Origin of the sequence: Corynebacterium maris DSM 45190 (assembly GCF_000442645.1) — a bacterium.
Classification (GTDB): Bacteria; Actinomycetota; Actinomycetes; order Mycobacteriales; family Mycobacteriaceae; genus Corynebacterium; species Corynebacterium maris.
Genome location: NC_021915.1, coordinates 322692 through 348122, shown reverse-complemented (window position 1 = coordinate 348122; position 25431 = coordinate 322692). Strand labels below are relative to the sequence as shown.

The 25431-nt window shown below is 69.1% G+C and carries 26 protein-coding genes and 1 tRNA gene; 11 read left to right on the top strand and 16 right to left on the bottom strand.

Features of this window, described 5'->3' with window-relative positions:
* The first annotated feature begins 38 nt into the window (after positions 1-38).
* Positions 39-1028, top strand: a complete 990-nt coding sequence (locus B841_RS01710) for an ATP-grasp domain-containing protein (protein ID WP_020933753.1) — start codon at positions 39-41, stop codon at positions 1026-1028.
* On the opposite strand, the gene B841_RS01705 is transcribed toward B841_RS01710, so the two are convergent.
* Positions 1025-1525, bottom strand: coding sequence for a DUF421 domain-containing protein (locus tag B841_RS01705; protein ID WP_020933752.1), 501 nt, complete (start codon positions 1523-1525; stop codon positions 1025-1027). The two genes, B841_RS01710 and B841_RS01705, sit on opposite strands and share 4 nt — an antisense overlap.
* A 1-nt stretch (position 1526) precedes the next feature.
* Positions 1527-3065 (bottom strand): SulP family inorganic anion transporter, encoded by a 1539-nt coding sequence (locus B841_RS01700; protein WP_020933751.1) that lies wholly within the window; start codon positions 3063-3065, stop codon positions 1527-1529.
* Between the two features lie 157 nt (positions 3066-3222).
* Between B841_RS01700 and B841_RS01695 the strand changes: the two genes are divergently transcribed.
* Positions 3223-3600 (top strand): MerR family transcriptional regulator, encoded by a 378-nt coding sequence (locus B841_RS01695; protein WP_020933750.1) that lies wholly within the window; start codon positions 3223-3225, stop codon positions 3598-3600.
* Between the two features lie 189 nt (positions 3601-3789).
* Here the strand turns inward: B841_RS01695 and B841_RS01690 are convergent.
* Together B841_RS01690 and B841_RS01685 are read right to left on the bottom strand one after the other, a co-directional pair.
* Positions 3790-3865, bottom strand: a tRNA-Thr gene (locus B841_RS01690).
* Between the two features lie 53 nt (positions 3866-3918).
* Positions 3919-5115: a DNA polymerase III subunit delta' gene (locus tag B841_RS01685; protein ID WP_041631691.1), complete on the bottom strand. Its 1197-nt coding sequence runs from the start codon at positions 5113-5115 to the stop codon at positions 3919-3921.
* Positions 5116-5168: 53 nt separating this feature from the next.
* On the opposite strand from B841_RS01685, the gene B841_RS01680 reads away from it, so the two are divergent.
* The 3 genes from B841_RS01680 to B841_RS01670 all read left to right on the top strand — a co-directional run bounded on the left by B841_RS01680 (position 5169) and on the right by B841_RS01670 (position 8658).
* Positions 5169-6695, top strand: a complete 1527-nt coding sequence (locus B841_RS01680) for an adenylate/guanylate cyclase domain-containing protein (protein ID WP_020933748.1) — start codon at positions 5169-5171, stop codon at positions 6693-6695.
* 71 nt (positions 6696-6766) lie between these two features.
* Positions 6767-7477, top strand: a complete 711-nt coding sequence (locus B841_RS01675) for a YczE/YyaS/YitT family protein (RefSeq protein ID WP_020933747.1) — start codon at positions 6767-6769, stop codon at positions 7475-7477.
* A gap of 101 nt (positions 7478-7578) precedes the next feature.
* Positions 7579-8658, top strand: a complete 1080-nt coding sequence (locus tag B841_RS01670) for a calcium:proton antiporter (protein WP_020933746.1) — start codon at positions 7579-7581, stop codon at positions 8656-8658.
* Here the strand turns inward: B841_RS01670 and B841_RS01665 are convergent.
* Complete coding sequence (locus tag B841_RS01665; RefSeq protein WP_020933745.1) at positions 8655-9263, bottom strand: flavodoxin family protein; 609 nt, start codon at positions 9261-9263, stop codon at positions 8655-8657. The genes B841_RS01670 and B841_RS01665 overlap by 4 nt on opposite strands.
* A gap of 73 nt (positions 9264-9336) precedes the next feature.
* Between B841_RS01665 and B841_RS01660 the strand changes: the two genes are divergently transcribed.
* Positions 9337-9738, top strand: a complete 402-nt coding sequence (locus tag B841_RS01660) for a rhodanese-like domain-containing protein (protein WP_041631690.1) — start codon at positions 9337-9339, stop codon at positions 9736-9738.
* 8 nt (positions 9739-9746) lie between these two features.
* On the opposite strand, the gene B841_RS01655 is transcribed toward B841_RS01660, so the two are convergent.
* Together B841_RS01655 and topA are read right to left on the bottom strand one after the other, a co-directional pair.
* Positions 9747-10496, bottom strand: coding sequence for a hypothetical protein (locus B841_RS01655; RefSeq protein ID WP_020933743.1), 750 nt, complete (start codon positions 10494-10496; stop codon positions 9747-9749).
* Entirely contained in the window at positions 10496-13450 is a 2955-nt protein-coding gene (gene topA, locus B841_RS01650; RefSeq protein WP_041631689.1) for a type I DNA topoisomerase, read from the bottom strand. The genes B841_RS01655 and topA overlap by 1 nt, the downstream gene beginning before the upstream one ends.
* 233 nt (positions 13451-13683) lie before the next feature.
* Here topA and B841_RS01645 point away from each other — a divergent pair, with 233 nt between their 5' ends.
* Positions 13684-14310 carry a DedA family protein gene (locus B841_RS01645; protein ID WP_020933741.1) on the top strand — a complete coding sequence of 209 codons (627 nt, stop codon included), beginning with the start codon at positions 13684-13686 and terminating at the stop codon, positions 14308-14310.
* A gap of 100 nt (positions 14311-14410) precedes the next feature.
* On the opposite strand, the gene B841_RS01640 is transcribed toward B841_RS01645, so the two are convergent.
* Positions 14411-14614, bottom strand: a complete 204-nt coding sequence (locus B841_RS01640; RefSeq protein WP_020933740.1) for a cold-shock protein — start codon at positions 14612-14614, stop codon at positions 14411-14413.
* A gap of 258 nt (positions 14615-14872) precedes the next feature.
* On the opposite strand from B841_RS01640, the gene B841_RS01635 reads away from it, so the two are divergent.
* Positions 14873-17272: a DEAD/DEAH box helicase gene (locus B841_RS01635; RefSeq protein WP_020933739.1), complete on the top strand. Its 2400-nt coding sequence runs from the start codon at positions 14873-14875 to the stop codon at positions 17270-17272.
* Here the strand turns inward: B841_RS01635 and B841_RS01630 are convergent.
* The 7 genes from B841_RS01630 to ssd are packed head-to-tail and all read right to left on the bottom strand — an operon-like array spanning position 17269 to position 21729.
* The gene (locus B841_RS01630; protein WP_052337712.1) at positions 17269-17586 is read right to left on the bottom strand and encodes an Rv3654c family TadE-like protein; all 318 of its coding nucleotides are present in this window, start codon (positions 17584-17586) and stop codon (positions 17269-17271) included. The two genes, B841_RS01635 and B841_RS01630, sit on opposite strands and share 4 nt — an antisense overlap.
* Before the next feature lie 2 nt (positions 17587-17588).
* Positions 17589-17888, bottom strand: coding sequence for a hypothetical protein (locus B841_RS01625; protein WP_020933737.1), 300 nt, complete (start codon positions 17886-17888; stop codon positions 17589-17591).
* On the bottom strand, positions 17888-18079 hold the full coding sequence (locus B841_RS01620; RefSeq protein WP_020933736.1) for a DUF4244 domain-containing protein: 192 nt from the start codon (positions 18077-18079) through the stop codon (positions 17888-17890). Before B841_RS01620 ends, B841_RS01625 begins: the two co-directional genes overlap by 1 nt.
* A gap of 44 nt (positions 18080-18123) precedes the next feature.
* On the bottom strand, positions 18124-18693 hold the full coding sequence (locus tag B841_RS01615; RefSeq protein ID WP_020933735.1) for a type II secretion system F family protein: 570 nt from the start codon (positions 18691-18693) through the stop codon (positions 18124-18126).
* The gene (locus tag B841_RS01610; protein WP_020933734.1) at positions 18690-19484 is read right to left on the bottom strand and encodes a type II secretion system F family protein; all 795 of its coding nucleotides are present in this window, start codon (positions 19482-19484) and stop codon (positions 18690-18692) included. Before B841_RS01610 ends, B841_RS01615 begins: the two co-directional genes overlap by 4 nt.
* Positions 19481-20626, bottom strand: a complete 1146-nt coding sequence (locus B841_RS01605; protein WP_020933733.1) for a TadA family conjugal transfer-associated ATPase — start codon at positions 20624-20626, stop codon at positions 19481-19483. Before B841_RS01605 ends, B841_RS01610 begins: the two co-directional genes overlap by 4 nt.
* Positions 20626-21729, bottom strand: coding sequence for a septum site-determining protein Ssd (ssd, locus tag B841_RS01600; protein ID WP_041631985.1), 1104 nt, complete (start codon positions 21727-21729; stop codon positions 20626-20628). The genes B841_RS01605 and ssd overlap by 1 nt, the downstream gene beginning before the upstream one ends.
* 365 nt (positions 21730-22094) lie before the next feature.
* Between ssd and B841_RS01595 the strand changes: the two genes are divergently transcribed.
* Positions 22095-22949: an HAD family hydrolase gene (locus tag B841_RS01595; RefSeq protein WP_020933731.1), complete on the top strand. Its 855-nt coding sequence runs from the start codon at positions 22095-22097 to the stop codon at positions 22947-22949.
* Positions 22950-22953: 4 nt separating this feature from the next.
* Here the strand turns inward: B841_RS01595 and B841_RS01590 are convergent, their stop codons facing one another.
* The gene (locus B841_RS01590; protein WP_020933730.1) at positions 22954-23661 is read right to left on the bottom strand and encodes a Fic family protein; all 708 of its coding nucleotides are present in this window, start codon (positions 23659-23661) and stop codon (positions 22954-22956) included.
* A 155-nt stretch (positions 23662-23816) separates the two neighbouring features.
* Between B841_RS01590 and B841_RS01585 the strand changes: the two genes are divergently transcribed.
* Both B841_RS01585 and B841_RS01580 read left to right on the top strand, forming a co-directional pair.
* On the top strand, positions 23817-24323 hold the full coding sequence (locus B841_RS01585; protein ID WP_020933729.1) for a phage holin family protein: 507 nt from the start codon (positions 23817-23819) through the stop codon (positions 24321-24323).
* Positions 24324-24450: 127 nt separating this feature from the next.
* Positions 24451-25380 carry an alpha/beta fold hydrolase gene (locus B841_RS01580; protein ID WP_020933728.1) on the top strand — a complete coding sequence of 310 codons (930 nt, stop codon included), beginning with the start codon at positions 24451-24453 and terminating at the stop codon, positions 25378-25380.
* Positions 25381-25431: the final 51 nt, after the last annotated feature.

Genomic DNA, 25431 nt, shown 5'->3' with positions numbered 1-25431 from the left:
ATAACGTGGCGCTAATGCCTCAGACAAGGAGTGAGACCATGCGCAGCCGCCTCGACGACCCGCTCGACCCCGACCGCCCCCTGATCATGTTCCTGGGCGACGACATCGACGACGAAGACCATGACATTCTCTTCCCCGCCCTCCGCGACCACGGCGTGTCCGTGATTCGCGTCCACCCCTTCGACCTGGTCATCCGGCTCGACCGCGACCAGATCACCTTCTCCGTCGACGGCCGTGAGATCCGTCCCGACCTGGTCGTCGGCTGGGTGCTCGACGAGCTGCTGCGCCCCGGCATGGCGCACCTGGACGTCCTGGAGCGCGCCGGGATTCCCGTCATCAACGACGCGCTGACGTTGCTGCGCGCGCAGAACAAGTACACCAATTCCGCGATGCTCGCCGCCGGCGGGGCGTTGCGCTTCCCGGTCATCGTCGGCCGCGACGACGAGGCGCTGCTCGACTGGTTCGGGGAACTGGACGGGCCCGCGGTGACCAAGCCCACCGTCGGGTTCGGCGGCCGTGGGCTGGGCAAGCTGGAGAGCCTTGACGACGCCCACAGCTACCTGGCCGAACTACCGGAAAACGAGCAGTACTACGCCGTGCCGTGGATCGACAACCCCGGCCGCGACATCCGCGTCTACCTGGTCAACCACCACCCCGTCTTCGCCATGTACCGCTACGCCCCCGACGGCGCGTGGATCACCAACGTGCGCGCCGGCGGGCACATCGCGATGTGCCCGCTGACCGACGAGATCGCCGAGCTCGCGCGCACCGCCTCGCAGGCCGCGGGAACGCTCATCGGCGGCGTGGACGTCGCGGAAAACCAGGCCACCGGCGAGCTCGTGGTCTATGAGGCCAATTCGTGCCCCACCTGCGAGCCGCCGGTGCTCAAGGAGCTGGCGGGCTTCCTGGCCGCCGCGGCCCGCGACTTGGACTCCGCGCTGGCCAACTGGCGCCCGTCGCGGGTCTACCAGGAGCTGGACCCCGACCCGGAGCTGTTCCACGCCAGCAAACGGGGATTGCTGCGCTAAATATCGCGCAGCGCGCTGCCGTCCCCGAAGTTGGCGTCGGTGATCACGCTGAGGGTGCCGTCGGTTTCCAGCACCACCGCGCGCACCTCGGCCACGTCGCCGGTGCCGTTGGCCCGGATGGCCTGCAGGATTTCGCTCTCCACCAGGCGGTTGTCGGCGATCTCATCGTGCAACAACTCGCCGTCGCGCACCAGCACCGTGGGATTAGCGGTGATGACCGTGCGTGCCGACGGCTTCTTCGACGAGACCCAGGCGACGAGGTACTGCATGCCCGCAAGCACGGCAAAACCGACGAGACCGTCGACGAGCGTGAGGTCTGTGGAGGTGATCGTGGTGGCCAACACCGACCCCATCGACACCGAGACGATGAGGTCGAAGGCGTTGAGCTGGCTCAAGGTGCGCTTGCCGCTGACACGCACGATCGCCACCATGATGAGATACGCCAGCGCCCCGACGATGAGGATTCTGGCGATGCTGTTCCAGGAGTCGAAGAACACGTCAGTCGAGCTGCCCGGACAGCCGCTCCAGGCGGCGCAGGCTGGCGCCGTCCAGGCCGGTGATTTCGCAGGTCTTGCCCCGGCCCTGGAACTTGTGCGTGATCGAATCCAGCGTGGCCACGGTCGAGGCGTCCCACACCTCGGCCGCGGACATGTCAATGATGATGTGGCCGGCCTCGTCGTTGTAGTCGAACTGATAGACCAGATCGTTGGACGAGGCGAAGAACAGCTGGCCGTGCACCCGGTAGGTGCGCACCTCGACTTCGCCGTCCTTCGTGAGCTCCTCGACCTTCTCGATGCGCACCAGGTGGGCGACGCGGCGGGAGAACATGATCATGGCGGTGATCACGCCCAGCACGACGCCGATGGCCAGGTTGCCGGTGCCCAGGGTGGCCACGATCGTCACGACCATCACGGCCGTTTCGCTGCGTGGCATCAGCTTGACGGTGCGCGGGCGCAGGGAGTGCAGGTCCAAGGTCTCGAAGCCGACCATGATCATGATCGCCACCAGCGCGGCCATCGGGATCATGCCCACGATGTCGCTGAGCAACATGATGAAGCCGAGGAGGAACCCCCCGGCCAGCAGCGTCGACAAGCGGGTGCGGGCGCCGGCCGTGCGGACGTTGATCATCGTCTGGCCGATCATCGCGCAACCGCCCATGCCGCCGAACAGGCCGGAGGCGATGTTGGCCACGCCCTGGCCCCAGGACTCGCGGGTCTTGTCGGAGTGGGTGTCGGTGATGTCGTCGACGAGCTTCGCCGTCATCAGCGACTCCATCAGCCCGACGATCGCCATGCCCAGCGCGTACGGGAAGATGATCTGGAGGGTCTCCAGGTTCAGCGGCACGTCCGGGATGAACAGCGACGGCAGAGACGTCGGCATCTCCCCCATGTCGGACACCGTCGGCACATCGATATTGACGAGCACCACCAGCGCGGTCAGCGCCACGACCGTGATCAACGGGGCCGGGACCAGATCCGTGACCCTCGGCCAGAAGATCATGAGCAGCAGGCCGACGCCCGCCAGCGGGTACACCGCCCAGGGCACGTCGACGAGGTGCTCAAACTGGGAGACGATGAGCAGGATGCCCAGCGCGTTGACGAAGCCCAGCATCACCGAGCGCGGGATGAAGCGCTGCAGCTTGGCCACGCCCAGCAACGCCATCGCGATCTGGAGCCCGCCGGCCAGCCACACCGTGGCGATGAAGTACTCGAGGCCGTAGTCGCGGGCCACCGGGGCGATGACCAGAGCGACGGCGCCGGTGGCCGCGGTGATCATCGCCGGGCGCCCGCCGGTGAAGGAAATGACGATCGCCATGATCACGGCGGAAAACAGCCCGACCGCCGGGTCGACGCCCGCGATGATGGAAAACGCGAGCGCCTCCGGGATCAGGGCGAGCCCGACCGTCAGGCCGCCGAGCACCTCCATGCGGAAGCGGGCCGGGGAGGAAAAGGCATAACGAAAGGACGCGACGACACCGGTGGGTGCGCCGGCGCCGTCCGGGGCGGGGCGCGGAGCCGCCGTGCTAGTTTCAGACATGGATATCCCATCTCGATGGCAGGTGGGGCGAACGCCCTAAGGCAACCCTCCAGTAACTTGAGGGTTGAGACGGTCGCCACTTTAATGGGAGGTCACCCGACCGTCAACGCGGCCACGGCGGCCGCGACCGGCGCCATAAGGAGCACGAAGACACACGATGGACGACACTGGGCTGAAAATCGGCGAGGTCACCGAAAGGACCGGCCTGTCGATCCCCACGCTGCGCCATTACGACAGCGTCGGCCTGGTGACCCCCTCCGGCCGCAGCCCCGGCGGCTTCCGCCTCTACGCCGAGGAAGACGTCCGCCGCATCCTGCTGGTGCGACGCATGAAGCCGCTTGGTTTCACCCTGGAGCAGATGCGCGACTTCCTCGACGCCGCCGACGTCTTGCGCGACGGCCGCGCCGATGACGCCGGCGCCCGCGAGACCCTCGCCGAGATCAGGGCCGAGGCCCGCACCCGCTACGAGAAGCTGCTCAAGCGACTCGCCTACGCCGAGGAGTTCCTCGAACTCGTCGACGGCCTGGAGGCGTAAGATTCGCGGCCGTTGAGAGATGAGACGACCGATCGTATTTTCCTACAGACCCATCTGCATAACGCCTGTTCACGCTCTGCGACAGGCGGCGACGACGTTAGATAATACGACGCGTCGGAAAATGTGACAGACCCGCCCAAGCTCCGGCTGAAAGCACGACACCCCTCGAGGACCGAGGGGTGTTTTCAGTGGAGCCGCCTAGGAGAATCGAACTCCTGACCTTCTCATTACGAGTGAGACGCTCTACCGACTGAGCTAAGGCGGCGTGGTGCGAGGCACCGAAACAAGATAATACAGCACCGCTTCCGGGGCGGAAAATCAGGTGGCGTTCAGCGCCAGCCGGATGCGGCCGATCATCCCGTCGAAGGCGATCTGCGGGGCGACGTTCTGGCCCAGGTGCTCGCGGCACCGGGCGATGGCGTCCTGGCAGGCGACCAGCCCGTCGATCTCGGAGCGCTCCGCGATCTCCCTGGCCAACGGCTCAAAGTCGGGATGCGTCAGCGGCACCCGGGCGCCGGTTTTCAGCATGAGCGCGTCGCGGTAGACCCCGGCGAAGTCGACGAGCGCCAAATCGAGGATGTCGCGCTTGCGGCGGGTCTGGCGGGTCTTCTGCTTCTTCTCCAGGTCCTTGACCGCGCCGGCGGTACCGTGGGCGGCCCGCGCCGTGCCCTTGCCCCGGCCGCCGCGGCCCAGAGAGAGCTCGAGTTTTTCCCGCTCGGCGGCGTCCTCCTCGGCGAAACCTTCCTTGGCCTCCTTGTCCACCGCCTTGACCAGCGCGCTCACGGCTTGAAACGCCTGGTCGCCGCGGTGGACGGATTCCGCGATGTTGAGCACGCTCGCGCGGCGCTGCTGCATGGCGCTGCTGCGCACCAGCCGGCGGGCGCGGCCGACGTGGCGCAACGAGGCGCTGGCGGCCAGCCGGGCGTCCGCTTCGGAGGCGCCTTCCTCCGTGGTCAAGATCCGGACGATCTCTTCCGTCGAGGGGCTCGGCACGTACAGGTGCCGGCAGCGGGAGCGCAGCGTCTGGGAGAAGTCCTGCGGGTCGGTCGACGGGGCGAGCATGAGGATGACGGTGCGCTCCGGCGGCTCCTCCACCGTTTTGAGGAAGGCGTCGGCGGCGATGCGGCTGAGCCGGTCGGCGTCTTCGATGATGACGATGCGCCAGGGGGCGACCGTCGGCAAGCTGGCGGCCTGGACGATGATCTGGCGGACCAGGTCGACGCTGATGGACAACGCCTCGGGCACGACGTGGACGACGTCGGTGTGCGCGCCGGCCCACACGTCCCGGCAGCTTTCGCACACGCCGCAGCCGAGCCCTTGCGTGCACACCAGCGCCGAGGCGAAGGCCTGCGCCACGATGGAGCGGCCCGAACCCGGCGCGCCGGTCAGCAGCCAGGCGTGCGTCATGGCGCGGGGGTCGCCCTGGCCTCGGGCGGCGGCCGCGGCGGCGAGGACGGTGTCCCGCACGGTGGGGGTGTCGGCCAGTCGGTCGGCCACGCTCACGGGATCATTCACAGACTCCAGCTTACAAACCCGCGGCGCCGGGGAGGTAAGTAGAGTTGTTGAACATGGACAGACTGTTGCGCGGCTTGAAGTGGCTGTGGGGTACGTCGTGGCCGTTGTACGCCGCCCTGGTGTTGGGCGCCAACGTCGTCGGCGCCGCCGCGGTCATGTTGTTTCTGCGGTATTTGGTGCCCACCGAGGATCTCAACGCGGTGCAGGTGGACAATAGTTCGATCAACGCCATCGGGCTGATTTACGCGGCGTTTGCGGTGCTGGTGGGCGTGATCGTGACGTTCCAGCTGTTTCGGCCGGTGTTGGATTGGCAGCGCGACCCGGACAGCCATGACGCGAACATGGTGCGCAACCTGGTGATGCGGTTGCCGATTTATCAGGCCGGGGTGGCGGCGGTGATCTGGCTGATCGGTATCGCGATCGCGGTGGCGGTGGCCGCGACCGCGGCGGCGCGACTGGCGCTGGTCACGGGCGTGACGTTGGCGTTGGCGGCGATGGTCGTGGTGCTGCTGACGTATCTGCAGGCGGAGCGGCTGGTGCGCCCGATCGCGGCGGAGGCGTTGGCGCGCCGTTTCGAGGACTCGACGATGGAGCCGCCGATTCGCACGCGTCTGTTGATGACGTGGGGCATGACCACGGGCATCCCGGTGGCCGGCATCGGGTTGATGGTGCTGGGGCATTGGGCCGGGTATTTCACGGACACGGCGGTGGACATTCTTCCCGCGACGGTGGCGTTGGCGGCCACGGCGCTGATCACGGGGTATTTCGGCACGCGGCTGGCGACGGCGTCGGTGACGGACCCGATCCTGGAGCTGCAGGAGGCGATCAACCGGGTGCGCCGGGGCGACACGGACGCGCAGGTCGACATTTACGACGGCTCCGAGATCGGGGTGCTGCAGGCCGGGTTCAACGAGATGATGCGCGGGTTGAAGGACCGACAGCGGGTGCGCGATCTGTTCGGCAGCTACGTGGGCACCGAGGTCGCGGAGCGCGCACTGGAGGAGCAGCCGGAGCTCGGCGGCGAGGACCGGCGGGTGGCGGTCATTTTCGTGGACGTGATCGGCTCGACGACGTTCGCGGTCAACCACACCCCGGAGGAGGTCGTCAGCGAGCTGAACAACTTCTTCGACGTCGTCGTGGAGGTGGTCCACCGCAACCGGGGCGTGATCAACAAGTTCCAGGGCGACGCCGCACTCGCGATCTTCGGCGCCCCGTTGAACTTGAACGACGCGACCAGCCATGCGCTGACCGCCGCCCGGGAGTTGCGCACCGAGTTGCGCGGCCTGCGCCTGGAGGCGGGCATCGGGGTGGCCTCCGGGCATGTGGTCGCCGGGCACATCGGCGGCCACGACCGGTTCGAGTACACGGTCATCGGCGACGCCGTGAACCAGGCGGCCCGGTTGACGGATCTGGCGAAGGACACCCCGGGCCGGATTCTGACGAACATGTCGACGTTGCGCGGCGCCAACGAGGCAGAGCGCGCCCGGTGGACGGCGATGAAGTCGATCGAGTTGCGCGGGCGCCACCAGATGACGCAGTTGGCGCGGCCGATCCGTTCCACACTGGCGGACCGCTCCTAGCAAAAAGACGCGCCTTATACTTGAGAATCGGCCACTTATGGCCGATTCTTATTTTTGAGGTGCATATTATTATGAATTTTTCTGGCCTCCGGGACGTCACCCGGCGGTATCTCTTGCTGTTCTTCGGCCTGGCGCTGATGTCGCTGGGCATCGCCTTGTCCATCCACAGCGACCTGGGCACCACCCCGATCTCCAGCGTCCCGGCCACCTTAAACCTGATCACCGGGTGGTCGGTGGGCACGTGGCTGATCCTGATCAACCTGGTGTTCGTCGGCCTGCAGATTCTGTTGCTGCGGCGGCGCTTCCCGCCGATCCAGCTGTTGCAGGTCCCCGTGGTGCTGGTCTTCGGGCTGTTCAACGACGCCGCCCTGTGGCTGGTGCGCGACGTGGAGCCCGGAAACTATCTGCAGCAGTGGGGGCTGGTGGCCGCCGGCATCCTGGTGGTCGGCGTCGGCGTGGCCTACCAGGTCAAGGCAAAGGCCACTCCCCTGGCGGGCGAGGGGCTGATCCTGACCATCAGCAACGAACTGATCCGGGCGTTCGGGCCAAAGAAACCCTTCCTCTTCGGCAACGTGAAAGTCACGTTCGACACCACGCTGGTGGTGATCGCCGCGGTGCTGGGGCTGATCTTCCTGGGCAACTTGGGCGGGGTCCGCGAGGGCACCGTCGCCGCGGCCCTGTTGGTGGGCGTGGTCGCGCAGGCGACGCTGCGGCTGATTTCGCCGAAGAAAACCCCGGACAACGCGGAAACGCAGGTCAGGGACGAGAAGGATCCGGAGTAGGGCGTTGCCGGGCGTCGACAAGCTCAGTAGGCTGGCCCTGGTCAGGACGACCTGACCCACAGGCAGGCTCTGCGGGGACGGCCCCGCGCAAGGGTTTGATCATGTCTTTCAGCGTCATCGCGCGTCTCATCTCCGGGTGGGGCGCTTTTGTCATTCTCCAGTTCCTCCCCGGCGGGTTGCCGGTGTGGCCGCTGCTCATCGCGATCATCGCCGTGATCGTGGTGTGCGCCTTCGGGGTGATGGAACAGGCCGAGCACCTGGCGCGCCGCCTCGGCGACCCCTACGGCACCCTCGTGCTGACCATCTCCATCGTGGCGATCGAGGTCATCCTCATCTCCGCGGTGATGCTCGGCCCCGGCGAGCACACCACCATCGCGCGCGACTCGATCATGGCGGTGTCCATGATCATCCTCAACCTGGTGCTCGGCGCGGCCCTGCTCGTCGGCGGGCTGCGCCATAAGGAGATGACTCCGAACCACAACGGCGTCTCGGCGTATCTGGCGATGCTCATGGCCCTGGGAACCGTGGCTTTCGCCCTGCCCGCGGTCATCGGCGTCGACGGCTCCTACACCACCGTCCAGGCCGTGCCCGTCATCGTGCTGACCATCGGTTCCTACGTCTTCTTCCTGTGGCGGCAGATGGGTGCGCAAGCCGCCGACTTCCAGGAACCCGGCGTCGTCGACGCCACGGCCGGCCGACCCCCGGTCGGCGAGGTCATCGCCGAACACCGCGCCGAACTGCTGGGCCGCACCGGGCTGCTGCTGCTCATGGCGATTCCCATCGTCCTGCTCAGCCACACGATGGCGGAGCTTCTCGACGTCGGGCTCTCCCAACTCGGCGCGCCCGTCGCCCTGACCGGCATCATCATCGCCGCGATCGTCTTCCTCCCGGAGACGATCACCACGCTGCGGGCCTCCTGGATGGGTGAAATCCAGCGCGTGAGCAATCTGACCCAAGGCGCGCTGGTCTCCTCGGTGGGGCTGACGGTGCCCACCGTGCTGCTCATCGGGCTGGTGACCGGGCAGACGGTCGTCTTCGCGGAATCCCCCGCCAACCTCATGCTGCTGGCCGTCACCGCGCTGCTGTCAGTGTCGGTGGCCGCGGGCCGCCGGGTGGGCGCGGTCCACGGAATCGCACACCTCATGGTCTTCGCCATGTACGTGCTCAGCGTGTTCGTCTAGGGAGCCGGGTACTCCACCTCGCGCAGCGTGCGCGCCAGGTGCGCCGCGTTGCGTGCGGCGTTCGCCGTGGTCGTGGCGACGATCTCCGGAATCCCCTCCAGGTCCTGGTAGTCGACCTTCTGCATCGCCTCGCCCACCCAGTACGTGCCGCCCTGGGCCGGCAGGGTGAAGCCGACGTCGTTGAGCCCCTGCATGACGTCGGCCGTGACCTTGTGCGCCCCGTCCTCGTTGCCGACCACCGCGACCAGCCCGACCTTGCCGTAGAGGATCGGCCGGCCCTGGTCGTCGGTCTCCGAGGATTCGGCGTTGAGCCGCTCCAGCACGCGCTGGGTGACGCTGGCGGGATGCCCCAACCAGATCGGGCTGGCGATCACCACGACGTCGGCGGCCAGCACCTGCCGGCGCAGCTCGGGCCACTGGTCGCCGCCGCCCATGTCCGTGGCGACGCCGGGCGCCACGTCGTAGTCGACGACCCGCACCGAGGAGGTGCGCACGTCGTGTTTTTCCAGCTCGGCGAGCACATGCCGGGCCATGGTCTCGCTGCTGGACGGGGTCGGCGAGGGGCTTAAGGTGCACACGAGCGCGAGGGCGGACAACTGGGCCATGAGATTCTCCTTATCGACGTTCATCCCAGTGTGCCGATCCCCGCCGGATCGCGCAGGCTTATAATGCACGGTCATGGACACAGGAGCGATGGCGTACCTGCGCCGGGCACGGTCCGGACTCGACCGGCTCACCCCCGAGCAGGCCCACCGGGAGCAGCAGGACGGGGCGATGATTATCGACGTCCGCATGCCCGCTCACCGCGCCGAGCAGGGCGAACTCCCCGGCGCGATCGTCATCGACCTGACCGTGCTGCCCTGGCGACTGGACCCGACCTTCGACTGGCGCATCCCCGAGGCCACCGGCTGGGACAACCGCTACATCCTCATCTGCCGGCACAGTTATTCTTCGTCGGTGGCGGCGTGGCAGCTGCGCCAGATGGGGTTGACGGGCGCCACCGACGTGATCGGCGGCGTCGAGGCCTGGGTCGCCGCAGGCCTGCCCGTGGGGGCGGGCCCGGCGGACGTGCGGGCCTGACCCGAGTCCTAGCGCCGGGCGACGCCGTCGACGATGAGCATCTGGCCCAAGTTCGACAGGCTCGTCGCGGTGGCCTCCACCAGGCGGGCGCCGATGCCACGGCGGCCCTTGAGCAGCGTGGCCCGCACCAGGGTCAGCGCTTCGGCGGCGAGCACCAGGTTCGCGCCGTGGCCCAGCCCCTCGGCATGCGCGTTGCCGCGGCGGATCTTGGGGTCGTTGGCGAGTTCGTTCGCATAGACCAGCGCCGCCCCGCCGGCGACGGTGGCCGGGAGGATCGCGCGGTTACGCCAGGCGGCCAGGCCCAACCCGGCGGCGACCAATCCGCCGCGCAGGGCCACGCCCACCCCGGAGGGCGCCACGTCATAGGCGCCGCGCACGGCGAGCCCGTAGCCGGCGTGCTGCGCCGCGGCGCCGACGGTCGCCACCCCGGTGGGGTTGTCCGGGTCGATCCGCTTGCCCGTCTGGGCGGCGGTGGCGCCGGTGAGCGCACTGGCCAGCAGGGCTTTCTCCGGCAGCGGACGGGTGGTGCGGGCGACGGTGCCTAGCAGCATCGGCAAAGTCAGCGGCTGGGTCACCGACAGCACCTTCCGCCAACCGAAGACGGTGGCCAAGGTGGTGGCGTCGTTGAGCGCCACAAAAGCCAGGCGCTCCGGCTCGGTGCGGGCGGCGGCGAGCGAGGCGATGGTCGATTCGATGCCCCGGTAGGTGCGGTCGAGGAACTCGCTGACGAGGGTGTCGCCGAGCTCGGACTGCTGCATTACTTCCTCCTGCTGCCGGCCTTGACCACGTTCTTCGTGGTCTGCGGCGGCTTCTTGCGGGTCGTCTTCTTCGTCGTCTTCTTCGTGGTTTTCTTGGTCGTCTTTTTGGTGGTCTTCTTCGCCGACTTCTTCGAGGCCTTAGTGCCGCCGTCGGCCGCGACCTTGGCCCGGCGCTCGGAGAGCAGCTCGTTGGCGCGGGAGTCGGTCATGGTCTCCGGGGTGTCGCCGCGGCGCAGAGAGGCGTTGGTCTCTCCGTCGGTGACGTACGGCCCGAAGCGGCCGTCTTTCACGCTCATCGGCTTGCCGGAGACGTCGTTGTCGCCGAGCTCCTTCAGCGGCGGCTTCGCGGCGGCACGGCCGCGGCGCTTGGGCTCCGCGTAGATGCGGCGGGCCTGATCCAGGGTGATCGTGAAGATCTGCTCCTCGTCCGACAGCGAGCGCGAGTCGGAGCCCTTCTTCAGGTACGGGCCGTAGCGGCCGTTTTGCGCGGTGATCATCTCGCCGTCGTCCTCGCCGACTTCGCGCGGCAGCGACAGCAGCTGCAGCGCCTCCTCCAGCGTGACCTCGGCCGGGCTCATGGAGGCAAACAGCGACGCCGTCTTCGGCTTGAGCTTCTCCTCGATGTGCTGGTCGATGCGCTTGTGCTTCTGCTTCTCGGCGGTCTTGGTCTCCCAGTTCTTCTTGCGCATGCCGTCGGCCTTGCGCTGCGCGTCCTCCTCGGCGCGCTCCTGGGCGACGATCTCCAGGGCCTCCTGCTCGGCGGTGGCCTGCTCGTCGTCACGCACGATCTCGGTGACGTACGGGCCGTAGCGGCCTTCCTTGGCCACGACCATGCGCCCGTTGGCCGGGTTTACCCCCAGTTCGCGGCCGCCCTGCGGGGTGGCGAAGAGCTTTTCCGCCAACTCCAGGTCGAGCTCGTCCGGGGTGGTCGCCTCCGGGAGGTTCGCGCGCTGGTAGTCGGGCTCGCCTTCGGCGGTGACGCCGACGACGCGCTCGATGTAGGGGCCGTAGCGGCCGACGCGCACGACGACGTCGCGGCCCTGGTCGTCCTGGAAGAGCACGAGCGAGTTGACCTTGCGGGCGTCGATGGATTCGAGGTTGCCCTCGATCATGTCCTTCAGCCCGCCCTGCTTGGCGATGGATTCCGCCATCGCGTCGGAGGCCTGCTCGTCACCGTAGTAGAAGCCGGTCAGCCACTCGGTGCGGTCGGAGCTGCCCTCGGCGATCTCGTCGAGCTCGTCCTCCATCGAGGAGGTGAAGTCGTAGTCGACGAGCGCGGAGAAGTTGTCCTCCAGCAGGCCGACGACGGCAAAGGCCACCCAGCTGGGCACCAGCGCGTTGCCGCGCGGGTAGACGTAGCCGCGGTCCTGGATGGTCTTGATGATCGACGCGTACGTCGACGGGCGTCCGATGCCCAGGTCCTCCATCTTCTTGACCAGGGAGGCTTCCGTGTAGCGGGCCGGCGGGTTGGTGGCGTGGCCGTCGGCGGTGACCTGCTCCACATCCACGGAGTCACCTTCGGTCAGCTGCGGCAGGCGCACGTCCGACTTGTCGGTCTTTTCGCTCAAGGCACGCAGAAAGCCGGGGAAGGTGATGGTGCGTCCGGTGGCAGAGAATTCGGTGCGCTCGCCGGAGGTGGTCTCGCCCTCGATGACGACCTTGAGGGAGGTGCCGCGGGCGTCGGCCATCTGGGAGGCGACGGTGCGCGCCCAGATCAGTTCGTAGAGTTTGAATTCCTCGGCGTCGAGCACGCCGTGCAGCTCACCGGGGGTGGCGAAGCGGTCGCCGGCGGGGCGCACCGCCTCGTGCGCCTCCTGTGAGTTCTTGACCTTGCGGTCGTAGCGGCGCGGCTGATCCGCGACGAAGTTCTCCCCGTAGAGTTCGGTGGCCTGCTGGCGGGCGGCCTTCAGCCCCTGCGCCGACAGCGAGGTCGAGTCGGTGCGCATGTAGGTGATGTGGCCGTTTTCGTACAGGCGCTGCGCGATGCGCATCGTGCGCTCGGAGGTGTAGTGCAGGCGGCGGCCCGACTCCTGCTGCAGCGTCGAGGTCATGAACGGCGCCTGCGGCTTGCGCGAGTACGGCTTCTGCTCGACGGAGGTCACCGTCATCGTCGCGGCGTCCAGCCCGGCGGCCAGCGCCTCGGCCGTCTGCTTGTCGACGACCGCGATCTCGTCTGTGGAACCCTTCAGCTGGCCGCGGTCGTTGAAGTCGCGGCCCTGGGCCACGCGCTTGCCGTCGACGCCGGTGAGCTTGGCCTGAAAGGTGCGCGGGTTCTCCGCGTCCGACTGCTCTTCGCCGGTGTCCAGCGTCGCCGCCAGATCCCAGTACTCCGCGGAAATGAACGCCATGCGCTCGCGTTCGCGCTCCACGATGACGCGGGTGGCCACCGACTGCACACGCCCCGCCGACAGCCGGGGCATGACCTTCTTCCACAGCACCGGGGACACTTCATAGCCGTAGAGGCGATCCAGGATGCGGCGGGTTTCCTGCGCGTCGACGAGGTGGTAGTCGATCTCGCGGGTGGTTTCCGCGGCTTCCCGGATGGCGGCGGCGGTGATCTCGTTGAACACCATGCGGCGTACCGGCACCGTCGGCTTGAGTACCTCGAGCAGGTGCCAGGCGATGGCCTCGCCCTCCCGGTCCGGGTCTGTCGCCAGGAAAAGTCGGTCGGACTGCTTCAGCTTCGCTTTGAGGTCGGAGACCTTCTTCTTCTTGTCCGGGCTGACCACGTACAGGGCCTGGAAGCCGTCCTCGGTGTTGACGCCGAGACGCGCCCAGGGCTCCTTCTTGTACTTGGCCGGCACGTCCGCGGCGCCGCGCGGCAGGTCCCGGATGTGGCCGACGGAGGCTTCCACGATGTAGTCGGAACCAAGATACTCCTGGATCTTTTTGGCCTTGGTGGCCGACTCCACGATCACTAAAGTCTTGGTTCCGGATTCTGAAGATTCTGCCACTTTAGGCACTTCCCTCTCTCTACACCTGGTCGCCCTGGTTGGGTTTGACCGCAAACTCTAGCGTAAGAGTTCTGCAGCGCCAGTCACGTTACACAGTATTTGATGGGCGCCCTGCCGATCCTCCCCACCCGTCGCCCCCATTCGGCGGCGAGGCCCGGCGCCGCGCACTCCTGCACAACCCTATTTCAGGATTAGACTTGGTGAAACTATTTCACCGGGATGAGAGGGCCGCCGTGACCGAGCAGCTGACGATGTGGATTGAAGCCGTCATGACGATGCCCTTCTTCTATCCGCTGGTGGGCCTGACCGTCGCTTTCGACGCCCTCGTGCCCGCCTTCCCCAGCGAAACGGTCCTGAATCTCGCCGGCGCCTGGGCCGGCGCCCGCGGCGAACCCGACATCGGCCAGGTCATCCTCTGGGCGATCGCCGGCGCGGTCATCGGCGACAACGTCTGTTATTTCTTCGGCACCAAAATGATGAGGTACGTCGAGCGCGTCCCCGCGGGCTCCAAGGCGGGGAACGCGCTGACCTGGGTGCGGCGCAACATGCGCAAACGCGCCGGTTCCACGATCATCGCGGCCCGCTTCGTGCCCTGGGGCCGGTGGATCGCCACGATCGTGCTCGGCTCGGTGCGCTACCCCTGGCCCGCGTTCTTCTTCTTCGACACCATCGGCGTCGTGGTCTGGGCGCTGATCAACACCATGGTCGCCTACGTCGGCGGCATGGTGCTGCAAAACGTCCCGCTGCTGGGCCTGGTCGTCGGCATGGCGTTGGGCCTGTTCGTGGGCTTTCTCATCCAGAAGGCGCAGAACCGTTTCTTCGAGTGGCGTGACGAGCGCCGCGGCTTCGCGGAGGCGTGATACCCCGACGATCAACCCGCCAACGACAAAACCGCCCCGGCATGTGCCGGGGCGGTTTCAGCGATCAGACTGGTTCTACGTCAGAACCGTCGACGCTCGCTTAGAGCGGGTGAACCTGCTGAGCCTGCGGGCCCTTGGCGCCTTCGCCGACCTCGAACTCAACCTGCTGGTTCTCCTCGAGGGTGCGGAAGCCCGCGCCCTGGATCTCGGAGTAGTGGACGAAGACGTCGGAGGAGCCGTCGTCCGGAGCGATGAAGCCGAAGCCCTTTTCAGCGTTGAACCACTTAACAGTTCCAGTTGCCATGATGATATACCTTCTCGGGATAAACTAGGTTTGGCGGTTATCGACAGATGAATCGATCCCCGGGTCGTACCGAACCACCAGACCTCCGCTAAGGCGGAAACCTGGTGCTCGCGTGTACTTCTTTTGCGAGCACCTTTTATTGAACTGCGCACAGAATCGCGACCAACACCCAGTGTGCCACGCTTGGGTGCGTGCGGCTACTATTTTCTCATACGCAATCATTTTCCCAGCTCACGGCGTCCCCCTGGGGGTGAAAACATGTCATTTAGTGACGCGATCGACGGTGCCGACCAGCGCAATCCCCTGGGCGAGGAGCTTTTGACCGCCGCGGACCGGCGCTTTCCCGAGTCCCGCCGCACCCACACCGCCACGCTGGCCCCGCAGCCGGCCCGCCACGCCGACTGGCCGGAGTGGATCCTGCCCGGCCTGCGCGATCACCTGCGAGAACGCGGTGTCGAGCGCCCCTACCTCCACCAGGTCGAGTGCGCGGAGCACGCCTGGGCGGGCCGCGACGTGGTCGTGGCCACTGGCACCTCCTCCGGCAAGTCGCTGGGCTACCAGCTGCCGATCCTCTCCCGCCTGGCGGCCGACCCGAAAGCCTGCGCGCTCTACCTGACGCCGACCAAGGCCCTGGGTTCCGACCAGCTGCTCGCCGCGAGCGAGCTGACCGCCGCCGTGCCGGGCCTGGGCGGAATTCACCCGGCCCCCTACGACGGCGACACCCCCACGGAAGCGCGCGCCGGCATCCGGGAGTCCTCGCGCCTGGTGTTCACCAACCCGGACATGCTGCACGTGTCCGTGCTCGGCAACCATCAGCGGTGGGCGCGGCTGCTGCGCCGCCTGCAGTTCATCGTCGTGGACGAGTGCCACACCTACCGCGGCGTGTTCGGCGCGAACGTCGCTTTGACCCTGCGCCGCCTGCTGCGCCTGGCGGCCCGCTACGGCGCGCACCCCACGATCATCTTGGCGTCGGCGACCTCGGCGGATCCGGCGGAACACGCCTCCCGGCTGACCGGCCGCGACGTCGTCGCCGTCACCGACGACGGCGCCCCCACCGGCGCACGCACCGTCGCGTTGTGGGAACCGGGCTTCCTCGACGGCGTCGAAGGCGAGAACGGCGCGCCCGTGCGCCGGGCCGCCACCACGGAGGCCGCCGGCCTGATGGCCACGCTGGTCGTCGAGGGCGCGCGCACCCTCACATTCGTGCGTTCGCGGCAATCCGCGGAGACCGTCGCGATGCGCACCCAAGAAGATCTGATCGGCATGGGCCGACGCGACTTCGCCGCGCGCATCGCCTCCTACCGGGCCGGTTATCTCGCCGAGGACCGGCGAAAGTTGGAGCGCATGCTCGACGACGGCTCCCTGCTCGGCGTCGCCACCACCAACGCCTTAGAACTCGGCGTGGACGTCGGCGGCCTCGACGCCGTGGTCACCGCCGGTTTCCCGGGCACCGTGGCCAGCTTCTGGCAGCAGGCCGGACGCGCCGGCCGCCGCGGGCAGGGCTCGCTGGTGGTGCTGGTGGCCCGCGACGAGCCGATGGACACCTACCTGGTCAACCACCCGGAGGCCCTGCTGGGCAGACCCGTGGAGCGCAGCGTCTTCGACCCCACGAACCCGTACGTGCTGCGCGGGCACGTCTACTGCGCGGCGGTGGAACACCCGCTCTCCGAGGCGGAGGTCGAGGCCGTCGGCGCAGGCGAGGTCGTCGCGGAGCTCGCCGACGCCGGCCTGCTGCGCAAGCGCCCCACCGGGTGGTTCGCCGTCCCCCGGCCGGCGGGCGTCGACGAGCTGCCGACCCCGGAGTCGGCGCACGCCGCGGTCTCGCTGCGCGGCGGCAGCGGCGAGGAGGTCATGATCGTGGACGTCTCCGACGGCCGGCTGCTGGGCACGGTCGACGCCGGCCGCGCCCCCGCGCAGGTCCACCCCGGCGCGGTGTATCTGCACCAGGGGGCCAGCTACGTCGTCGACGAGCTGGACCTGGAGGATTATGTGGCCCTGGTGCGGCCGGAGGTCCCGGAGTTCACCACCACGGCGCGTTCGGTGACCGACATCCGGATGCTGGGCCGGCCCGGCGAGGACGAGCTGGTCAACTACTCCCCCGGCCTGTGGGTGGCCAACGTGGAAGTCGAGGTCACCGATCAGGTCGTGGGTTATGTGGTGCGGCTCGCCGACGGCAGCGTGGGCGATGTCGTCGCCCTGGACATGCCGCAGCAGCGCCTGGTGACCCGGGCGGTGGCCTACACGCTCGATCCGTTGGCGTTGGCCGCGATGGGCGTCGACGCGGCGGACGTCCCCGGCGCGCTGCATGCGGCGGAACATGCGGCGATCGGGTTGTTGCCGTTGTTGGCCACGTGCGACCGGTGGGACATAGGCGGGGTGTCGACGGCGTTGCACCAGGACACGGGCTTGCCGACGGTGTTCGTCTATGACGGGCACCCGGGTGGGGCGGGTTTCGCGGACGAGGGGTTCGCGCGTTTCCCGGAGTGGGTGGAGGCGACTTTCGAGGCGGTGCGTTCGTGTCCGTGCGAGTCGGGGTGTCCGTCATGCGTGCAGTCGCCGAAGTGCGGCAACGGCAATAATCCGTTGAGCAAAGACGGTGCTGTGAAGGTATTGGGGGCGCTGACGACGATGACGCAGGCGCCCGGCCCGCGCACTTAGAGCGGGCCGGCGCGTGCGGTGGTTTCCCTGTCACCGACGGCCACGGTGACGGTGACGTCGCCGGTGTTCTCGGTGCGGCAGGCGGTGGCTTCCCCGCTGTTGAGGCGGGCGACGTCGCGGGCGACGCCACAGCCGTCTTCGCCGTAGGCGTGCGCCCAGGCGCCGGCGACGGCGGCCAGGTCCGCGGCGAGGCGGGATTGGTGGTCGTCCAGCACCGTTTGGAAGGCGGTGAGCACGGCGAACAGCAACCCCACCAGGGCGGCGATGATGCCGGCGCTGGTGACGGTGGCGTTGCCGCGGTCGTTTCTAAGCATGCTCACGGGGCGGTTTCGACGGGGACGATCGCCTGGGCGGTCATGGCGCCGAAGACGGCCGGGACTTCTGCGGTGACGGTGACCAGGCCGCCGGACTCGCGCACCGCGACGGTGCCCGCCGGCGGTTCATAGGCCACGCCGATGGCGTGGGCCCGGGCCGCGGCGGCGGCCGCGTCGACGGCGGCGAGTTTGGCGGACATGGTGGCGATCGCCCCGATGATCGCGGCGGCGACGATGATGAGGCTGCTCAACGCGAGCGCGGCCTCGACGGTCACGGAGCCGCGGTCATCCAGGCGGGTCATCAGGCCGGGGAGTTGGACAGGGCGTCGGTGATGATGCCTTCGATGGCGTCGATGACGCCGCCGCTGTTGATCACGGCGTAGAGCACCGCGGCCAGGGCGGCGGCCCCCAACGAGCCCATGGCGTATTCAATTGTCGACATGCCGCGGTCGTTGCTGGTCAGGGAATGGATTCGAGTGTACAGAGCGATCATGGTGCAGGTCCTTTCAAGACGTGTGCTGAGGATGAGAAATGGTGTTAGAACGGTAGGAGTTCGCTGCCCAGGCCGATGACCACGGGCGCGAGCCCGAGGAGCAAAAAGGCCGGGAGGAAGCAGACGGACAGGGGTAGGGCGATGAGCACGCCGGCGCGTTCGGCGGTGGCCGTGGCGGAGGTGCCGGCGCCTTCGCGCAGACCGTCGGCGATGCGTCGGCACGCCTGCGCCAGCGCGGCCCCCGAGCGGTCGGAGAGCCGGGCCAGCCGGGCGAGTTCGCCGAGGCCGTCGACGTGGGCGACGTCGGCCCACGCGCGTTGGGGTGTGACCCCCACCGCGAGCAGGGCGGCCACGGTGTGCCAGTGTCCGGCGGTGGCGCCGGTGGCTGCGGCGGCCACCGCGCGGGCGGAGGCGGCGGTGGATAAACCCGCGTCGATCAAGGCGGCGAATAAGTCGATGTCGCCGGCCAGGTGGAAGCGGTCCGGCTGGTCGGCCGGCCCGTCGCGCGGGTTTTTGGGATTTGTTCGCCCATCCGGCGGCCCCAGGCGTCGGCGGGGCCTGGCGGCGGGCACGATGAGCGCGGCGGCGAGCAGCAGCAGGGGCAGCGCGGTCATGAGCGGGCTCCGGAGATGATGTGTTGGGACCAGAGAAAACCGGCGCAGACCAGCCCGACGCCGGCCACCAGGAGCACCCCGCCGAGGCCGCCGCCCAGCAGCAGTCCCAGGGGCGCGGCGCCCATGGCGGTGCCCATCGCCAGCCCCGCCAGGGGCAGGGCCATGAGGATCAGGGCGCTGGCCTGGGGGCCGTTCAGGGAGGCGGCGGTGGCGTCGTCGTGGCTGTTGCGCGCGCTCAGTCGGTCGCGGATCTGGCTGAGCAGTCCGGCGAGTTTCACGCCGTGGCGCTCGGCCAGCTCCCAGAGGTGTCCGACGGAGGCGAGGTCGGGCGCATGATCGGCGGCGGCGAGGAAGGTGGCCGCGGGGCTGGTGCCCCAGCGGGCCTGGGACGTGCCGGCGGCGATCGCCTCCGCGACCGCTGGGGGCGCCTGCTCGTCGAGCTCTGCCGTGGCGCGTGCCAGGGCGTCCGCCGGGCGGGCGCCGGCCTGCAGGTCCGCGACCAAGTGGCCGAGCCAGCCGGCCAGCACCTCGCGGGTGGCGCGGATCCGGCGGCGGGTGCGCAGTGCCTGCCAGTGGTGGACGGCGGTGGCGGCCAGCAGCAGCGCAGCGGCGGCGACGCTGAGGCGGTCGGCCAGTAGGAACACCGCCATGGCCACGCCCACGACCACGGCGATGAGCGGGCCCGGCGCGGAAGTACGTGCGGGGCGGGCGGTTCGGGTGATGCGCCCGCCGGGGGCGGGTGCGGGCAGCGCGGCGGCCGCGCCGAGCAGGAGTAATGAGGCGGTGGTCACGGCAGTCCTTCCTGGAGCTCGGCGTAGGCGTCGGTGGGGCCGTGCTGGAAGTCCCAGACGGCGTCGGCGACGACGCGGCCGTCGTCCCCGCGGCGCAGCACCCCGATCTGACGTAGGATGCGGCGGCCGGTGGGGTCGCGGCCGACGACGAGCACCATGTCGACGGCCGCGGCGAGTTGGGCGTGCAGGGCGTCCGGGTCCAGTCCGCCCAACGCGGCGAGCGCTTCGAGGCGGGCGGGGACGTCGGCGAGCCGGTTGGCGTGGACGGTTCCGGCGCCGCCGTCGTGGCCGGTGTTTAAGGCGGCGAGCAGTTCGACGACTTCGGCGCCGCGGATTTCGCCGACGACGATGCGGTCGGGGCGCATGCGCAGCGCCTGGCGCAGCAGGTCGGACATGGTGATGGCCCCCGCGCCCTCGGTGTTGGCGCCGCGGGTGGTCAGGGTCAACAGGTGCGGGTGGTCGGGGGCCAGTTCGGCGGTGTCTTCGATGCAGAGAATGCGTTCGGTTGCGGGGACTTCGGCCAACAGGGCGGCCAGCATGGTGGTTTTTCCGGTGCCGGTGCCGCCGACGACGAGGAAGGAGCGCCGCGCGGCGATGACCCGGCGCAGCAGGTGGGCGTGTTCGGCGGTCAGGGTGCCACCGCGGACCAGGCCGGCCAAGGTGGCGGTGTTGGAGCGCAGGACGCGCAGGCAGATGGCGGTGCCGCCGACCGCGGGCGGGGCGAGGGCTGCGTGCAGGCGCACGACGGTGCCGTCGTCGCGGGTCAGGCGGCCGTCAACGAAGGGTTGGGCGTCATCGAGTCGGGCCCCGCATGCGCCGGCCAGCCGGCTGGCCAGGGCGCGGACCTCGTCGTCGGAGGTGAAGGTGACCTCGGCGCGTTCCAGGCCGCGACCGCGGTCGATCCACACGGAGTCGGGGGCGTTGACCAGCACGTCAGTGATCCCGTCGAGGGTGAGCAGGGGTTCGAGTCGGCCGGCGCCGGCGGTGTCGTGGCGTAGCTGGCGAAGGACGGCGAGCACGTCGACGTCGCTGATCACGCCGGCTTCTTCCCGCACCAGGCGGGCGAGCAGCGCTGGGTCGGTGGCTTCGTCGTCGGGGGCGGCGACGAGGCGGCGTTGGATTTTCTCGATGAGCTCGGACATCAGGCGGCCCCCGCGGCGGTGAGCACCGCGTCGGCGGCCGCGCTCAGGGTGCGCGGCAGCACGGTGGGCAGGCCGGCGATTTCGCTGTCGCGGGCCAGCCGGGCGGTCGTGGTGATCTCGGCGATGGGCGCGTGCGGCAGCACGGCGGTCAAGTCGTCGGCGTCGAGGCCGGACCAGTCGCGGTGCCGGGTGAGCAGGCTGTGGTCGACGCCGGCGGCGGTCAGCCGACGGGACAGGGCGGCGGCCGCGGCGGCTGGGCGGACCTGGGCGACGGTCAGCACGGCTACGTGGTCGAGCGCGGCGGTCAGTTCCGTGCTGTCCAGCAGGTGCGCCGGCACGTCCAGCACCACCGTGCCCGGCGCCCCGCGCAGGCTGGCGAGCACGGTGGCCAGCATCCCTTCCCGGAGCCGGAAGGGGTCCGCGATGGTGGGCCGCGCCGCGGACAACACCGCTGGTCCGTCGCCGGCGGCGGGCAGTGCCGCGCGCAGGTCTTCGGGGGCGAGGTGGCCGTCCGAGTCGCCGCCGGCCAGCCCCAGGTCCGGCCAGCGGGCGCCCGGGGCGTCCTCCAGGCCGAAGAGCAGGTCGAGGCCGCCGGAGTTGTCGACGCCGTCGATGACCGTGGCGGGGCCGGGGGCGCGGCGGGCGATCGCGGCGCTGAGCGTGGAGGCGCCCGCTCCCCCGCCGGAGGCGGTCACCGCGATGACGTGGGCGGCGCCCGCGGGCCCGGAGTCCTTCCCGGTCTCGGGTTCGGTGAGCGTGCCCAGCAGGGTGAGCAGCTCCGCGGATTGGGCGGGCAGGATGAAGGCCTGTTCGGCGCGGCAGGCTAAGGCCGCCTCCCAGTCGAGGGGGCGGTCGTCGAGGCCGACGAAGAAGATGCGGTCGTGGCTGCGCCGCCCGTGCAGGTGGGCGGCGGCGTCGGCGTCGACGAGCACGGCGGCGGCACGCGTCAGGTGGCGGTGCAGGTCGCGCGGGTCGACGTCGGCGGAGTTTTCGGTGAGGTCGACGACGGGGCGGGCGCTGGCGGCGGCGACGTGGGCGGCCTCCGGGTGAAGGGCCGGGTCGGTGACGGCGACGAGGATATAAGCGTGGTGTCCGGCGGTCATGACGCCCAGCATGAGGGTTGCGGACGCGGGTGCGGCAGCACGGTGACCGGGACTGTGGATAACCCGCCCTATTTATGACGCGTCACCATCGACGCGTGTGAATAGAATATCGCCCCCGGACAGGGAGGGCGGAAAGTGGTGATGGCCCGCGCTTCGGGGGGATGCGCAGGCCATCGTAACCCGGCCTCGGGGGGCGAGCCGGGGCAGGCCGCACCGTATATCGGGGCCTTGCAGGCAACAGTATGACATACGCTCGCGGGCCTGACAAGAACGTTTCCCAACTTCGTGCCGCGGATCACAAGGAGATAACTTTTGCCCGAAAAACATCTTTCGCTCTGCGCGATCTGGTAGTAAGCTCGGCAACCATGGCACCCCAGGAGACGCCGCCCGGCGAGGATCGGACGCCGCCGACCCCGTCGCCACGGGTCGCGGCGTTTTTCGATCTGGACAAAACGATCATCGCCACCTCCTCCGCCTTCGCCTTCGGCAGGGAATTCATGCACAACGGGCTGATCAGCTACCTGGACGCGCTGCAGCTGTCGCTGGCCAAAAGCAGCTACATGGTCATCGGCCAGTCCAGCGAGAAGATGGACTCCACCCGCGACCAGCTGACGAACCTGGTGGCCGGCTGGTCCGTCGACGAGGTCGGCCGCATCGCCTCAGAAGCGATGCACTCCGTGGTCACCCCGGCGATCTACGCCGAGGCCCGGGAGCTGATCACCTTCCACCAAAGCGCCGGCCACGACGTCATCATCATCTCCGCCTCCGCCTCGCAACTGGTCGAGCCCATCGCGAAGGAGCTGGGCATCGACCAAGTCGTGGCCACCGAGCTCGAGGTCGTCGACGGGCGTTTCACCGGCGAGGTCGACTTTTACTGCAAGGGCCCGGCCAAGGCGGACGCCATCATGGCCATGGCCGAGTCCCACGGCTACGACTTGGCCGCCAGCTTCGCCTACTCCGACTCCGCCACCGACATCCCGATGCTGGAGCAGGTGGGCAACCCCGTGGCCGTCAACCCCGACCGGCAGATGAAAAAACACGCCCTGGACAACGGCTGGGAGCTGCGCTCCTTCCGCGACCCCGTCCCCCTGTTGACCATGCCGAACGCCCGCGAAATGGGCATCGGCGCCGGGGTGGTCGCCAGCATCGCCGCGCTGACCGCCGGCGGTCTGTGGATCGCGCAGCGCAGCCGCGGCAACGACGGGGACCGCAGCGCCTGACGCCTCAGGCGGCCTGGACGATGGCGTCGGCCTCCGCCGCCCCCTGGATCCAGGCCCGCAGCAAAAACTCCAACGCCGCCCGCATCCCTTCCGTGTCCCGGCTCCAACCCGCCAGCGCCTCCCGGTACTCGGCCCGGTGCCGGTTGAGGTAGATCTCGGGCACGGCCAGGCCACGGGGGTCGACGCCGGTGGCCACCGCCACCAGCCGCGACGCCGCCCGCCCGATCAGCCCGCTGCGCTCGCCGAACAACTCCCGGGCGACGATCTCGGCGTGCACCACCTGCGGCAAGACCGCGGCGTTGACCCTGTCGTCGCCCAGCAGCCGCGCCAGCGCCTGCAGCCGTTGCGGCCCGTCCTCGGACGTCGGCACGCCGGGCCCGCCCGCCGCGACGTCCATGCGGGCGACGACATTCGCCGGCGACCGGCGGAACACCGCAGCGTTGTCCTGGATCACCCCCGGCGCCAGCAGCCCATAAACGCTGACGGCCGCGCCGAACGCCCCCGCGGGCTCCTTGTCGACGGGCGCGGGGTGGCCGTCGATGAGCGTCGAGGTCCGCGCCCCGCGCAGGACGGACTCACCGACGATGAGCTCCGGTTTCCGCAAGGCCGCGGGACGACGGTGCACCCGGGCGATGGCCGCGGTGGCGCGCTCGGCGAGCACGGCCACCTCACCGAGGGCGAGCAACGGGGACAGCGGGTCGGTGGCAGACATATCCTTTACACTAGCGATAAGCGAACTGAACCAAATCCGCCGTCCCATCGCCGATCGTGGCACTATGGGCTGGTGAGCGTTCCCAGGATTTGGGATGTCGACAAACAGATGAAACATAAAACGAAGTCAGCAATGACCGGAGGCAGGTAAAACACGTGAGCACCAACGACGGACTGTACACAGACGGATCTTCCGCGTTTTCCGCGAAAGTCAATTCCATCCCGCTCAACGACGTCGACTCCTCCACGGGCAGCGAGAACTCCATCGGCGACCTCGTCTCCCACGCCACGGCCCAGACGTCGTCCCTCATCCGCTCGGAGATCGAGCTGGCCAAAACGGAGATCACCGGCGAAATCAAGAAGGGCGCGATCGGCGGCGGGCTCTTCGCCGTGGCCGGCGTCATCGCCCTCTACTCCTCCTTCTTCTTTTTCTTCTTCGCCGCGGAACTCCTCGCCATCTGGCTGGACCGCTGGGCGGCGTTCCTGATCGTCTTTTTGGTCATGCTGGTGCTGGCGGCGGTGTTCGCCCTCGTCGGCTGGAACCGCTTCAAGAAGATCAAGGCGCCGAAGGCCACGATGGAATCAGTCGGGGAACTCAAACACCTCAAGCCCGGTCAGGCGCAGAAGAACCTGGCCGCCCAGGACGCCGGCCTGTACACCTAGCGCCGACCCCGACCACACGCACCGCCCGCGTCGGCGGTCCCTTCCCCGGGACCGCTTCCGGGCGGTGTCGTCTTAGCAGGGGCCGCCTCGTGCCCCCTCGCCGAACCGACGTCAGGAGCTTCGCCGCATGGCCGACCCCACGCCCCCGCAGCCGCTGCCGCCCTCCGTCGTGGAGCTGGACGGCCCCTTCACCCATGAGTTCGTGCACACCCGCGGACTGCGGCTGCACGCGGCCGTCGCCGGCGACCCGGCGGATCCGTTGATCGTCCTGCTGCACGGCGCTTTCGGTGGCTGGTTCGACTACCGCCACGTCATCGCGCCGCTGGCGCAGGCGGGTTATCACGTCGCCGCCGTGGACCTGCGCGGCTACGGGATGAGCGACAAGCCGCCGGCGCCGCAGAGCTCGAACCTGCGGATGCTGGCCAGCGACGTCGCGGGCGTGATCCCGGCGCTCGGGCACGACGACGCGGTGGTCGTCGGCGCGGACACCGGCGGGACGGTGGCCTGGTCGCTGGCCACCACCCACCCGGAACGGGTCGCGGCGCTGGTATCGGTGTCCTCGGCGCACCCGGTGGATCTGCGCCGGGCCGCGGCCGCCCGGCCTTGGAACTTCGTGTGGATCCTCGCCCGCGCCGCGTTCTTCCGCCTGCCGTCGCGCCTGTGGGCGAGCTCGCGGCGGTTGCGCGACCGGGGGCACGAATTCCACCTGCGGTTGAACACGACCGCGCAGTTCCAGCAGTCCCCGCGATTTTCCGAAGAGTTGGAGCTGCGGCGGCGGGCGGCGGCGATCAGCAACGCGGCGGCCTCCGCGGTGCACAACGCGCGCGTACTGCTGGCCGCCGCACCCTTGGCGTGGATATCGGCGAAGGTGCCGTCGGCGACGCTGCTGGTGCATCCGGACCAGGGGTTGTGGACGCATGTGGTGCGCCGCGCCCGCGTGCGGGTGACCGGCCGGGTGGCGCAGGCGCGGGTGCCGGGCACGAAGACGGAGCCGCACGTGGAGAACCCGCAGGGTTTCGTGGACACGCTCCTGGAGTTCCTCCGGGCGGGGGAATGACCGGGCCTGCCGCCCGGAGGCGTCGCCAAGCACCCGCCCCGGTGATCACGC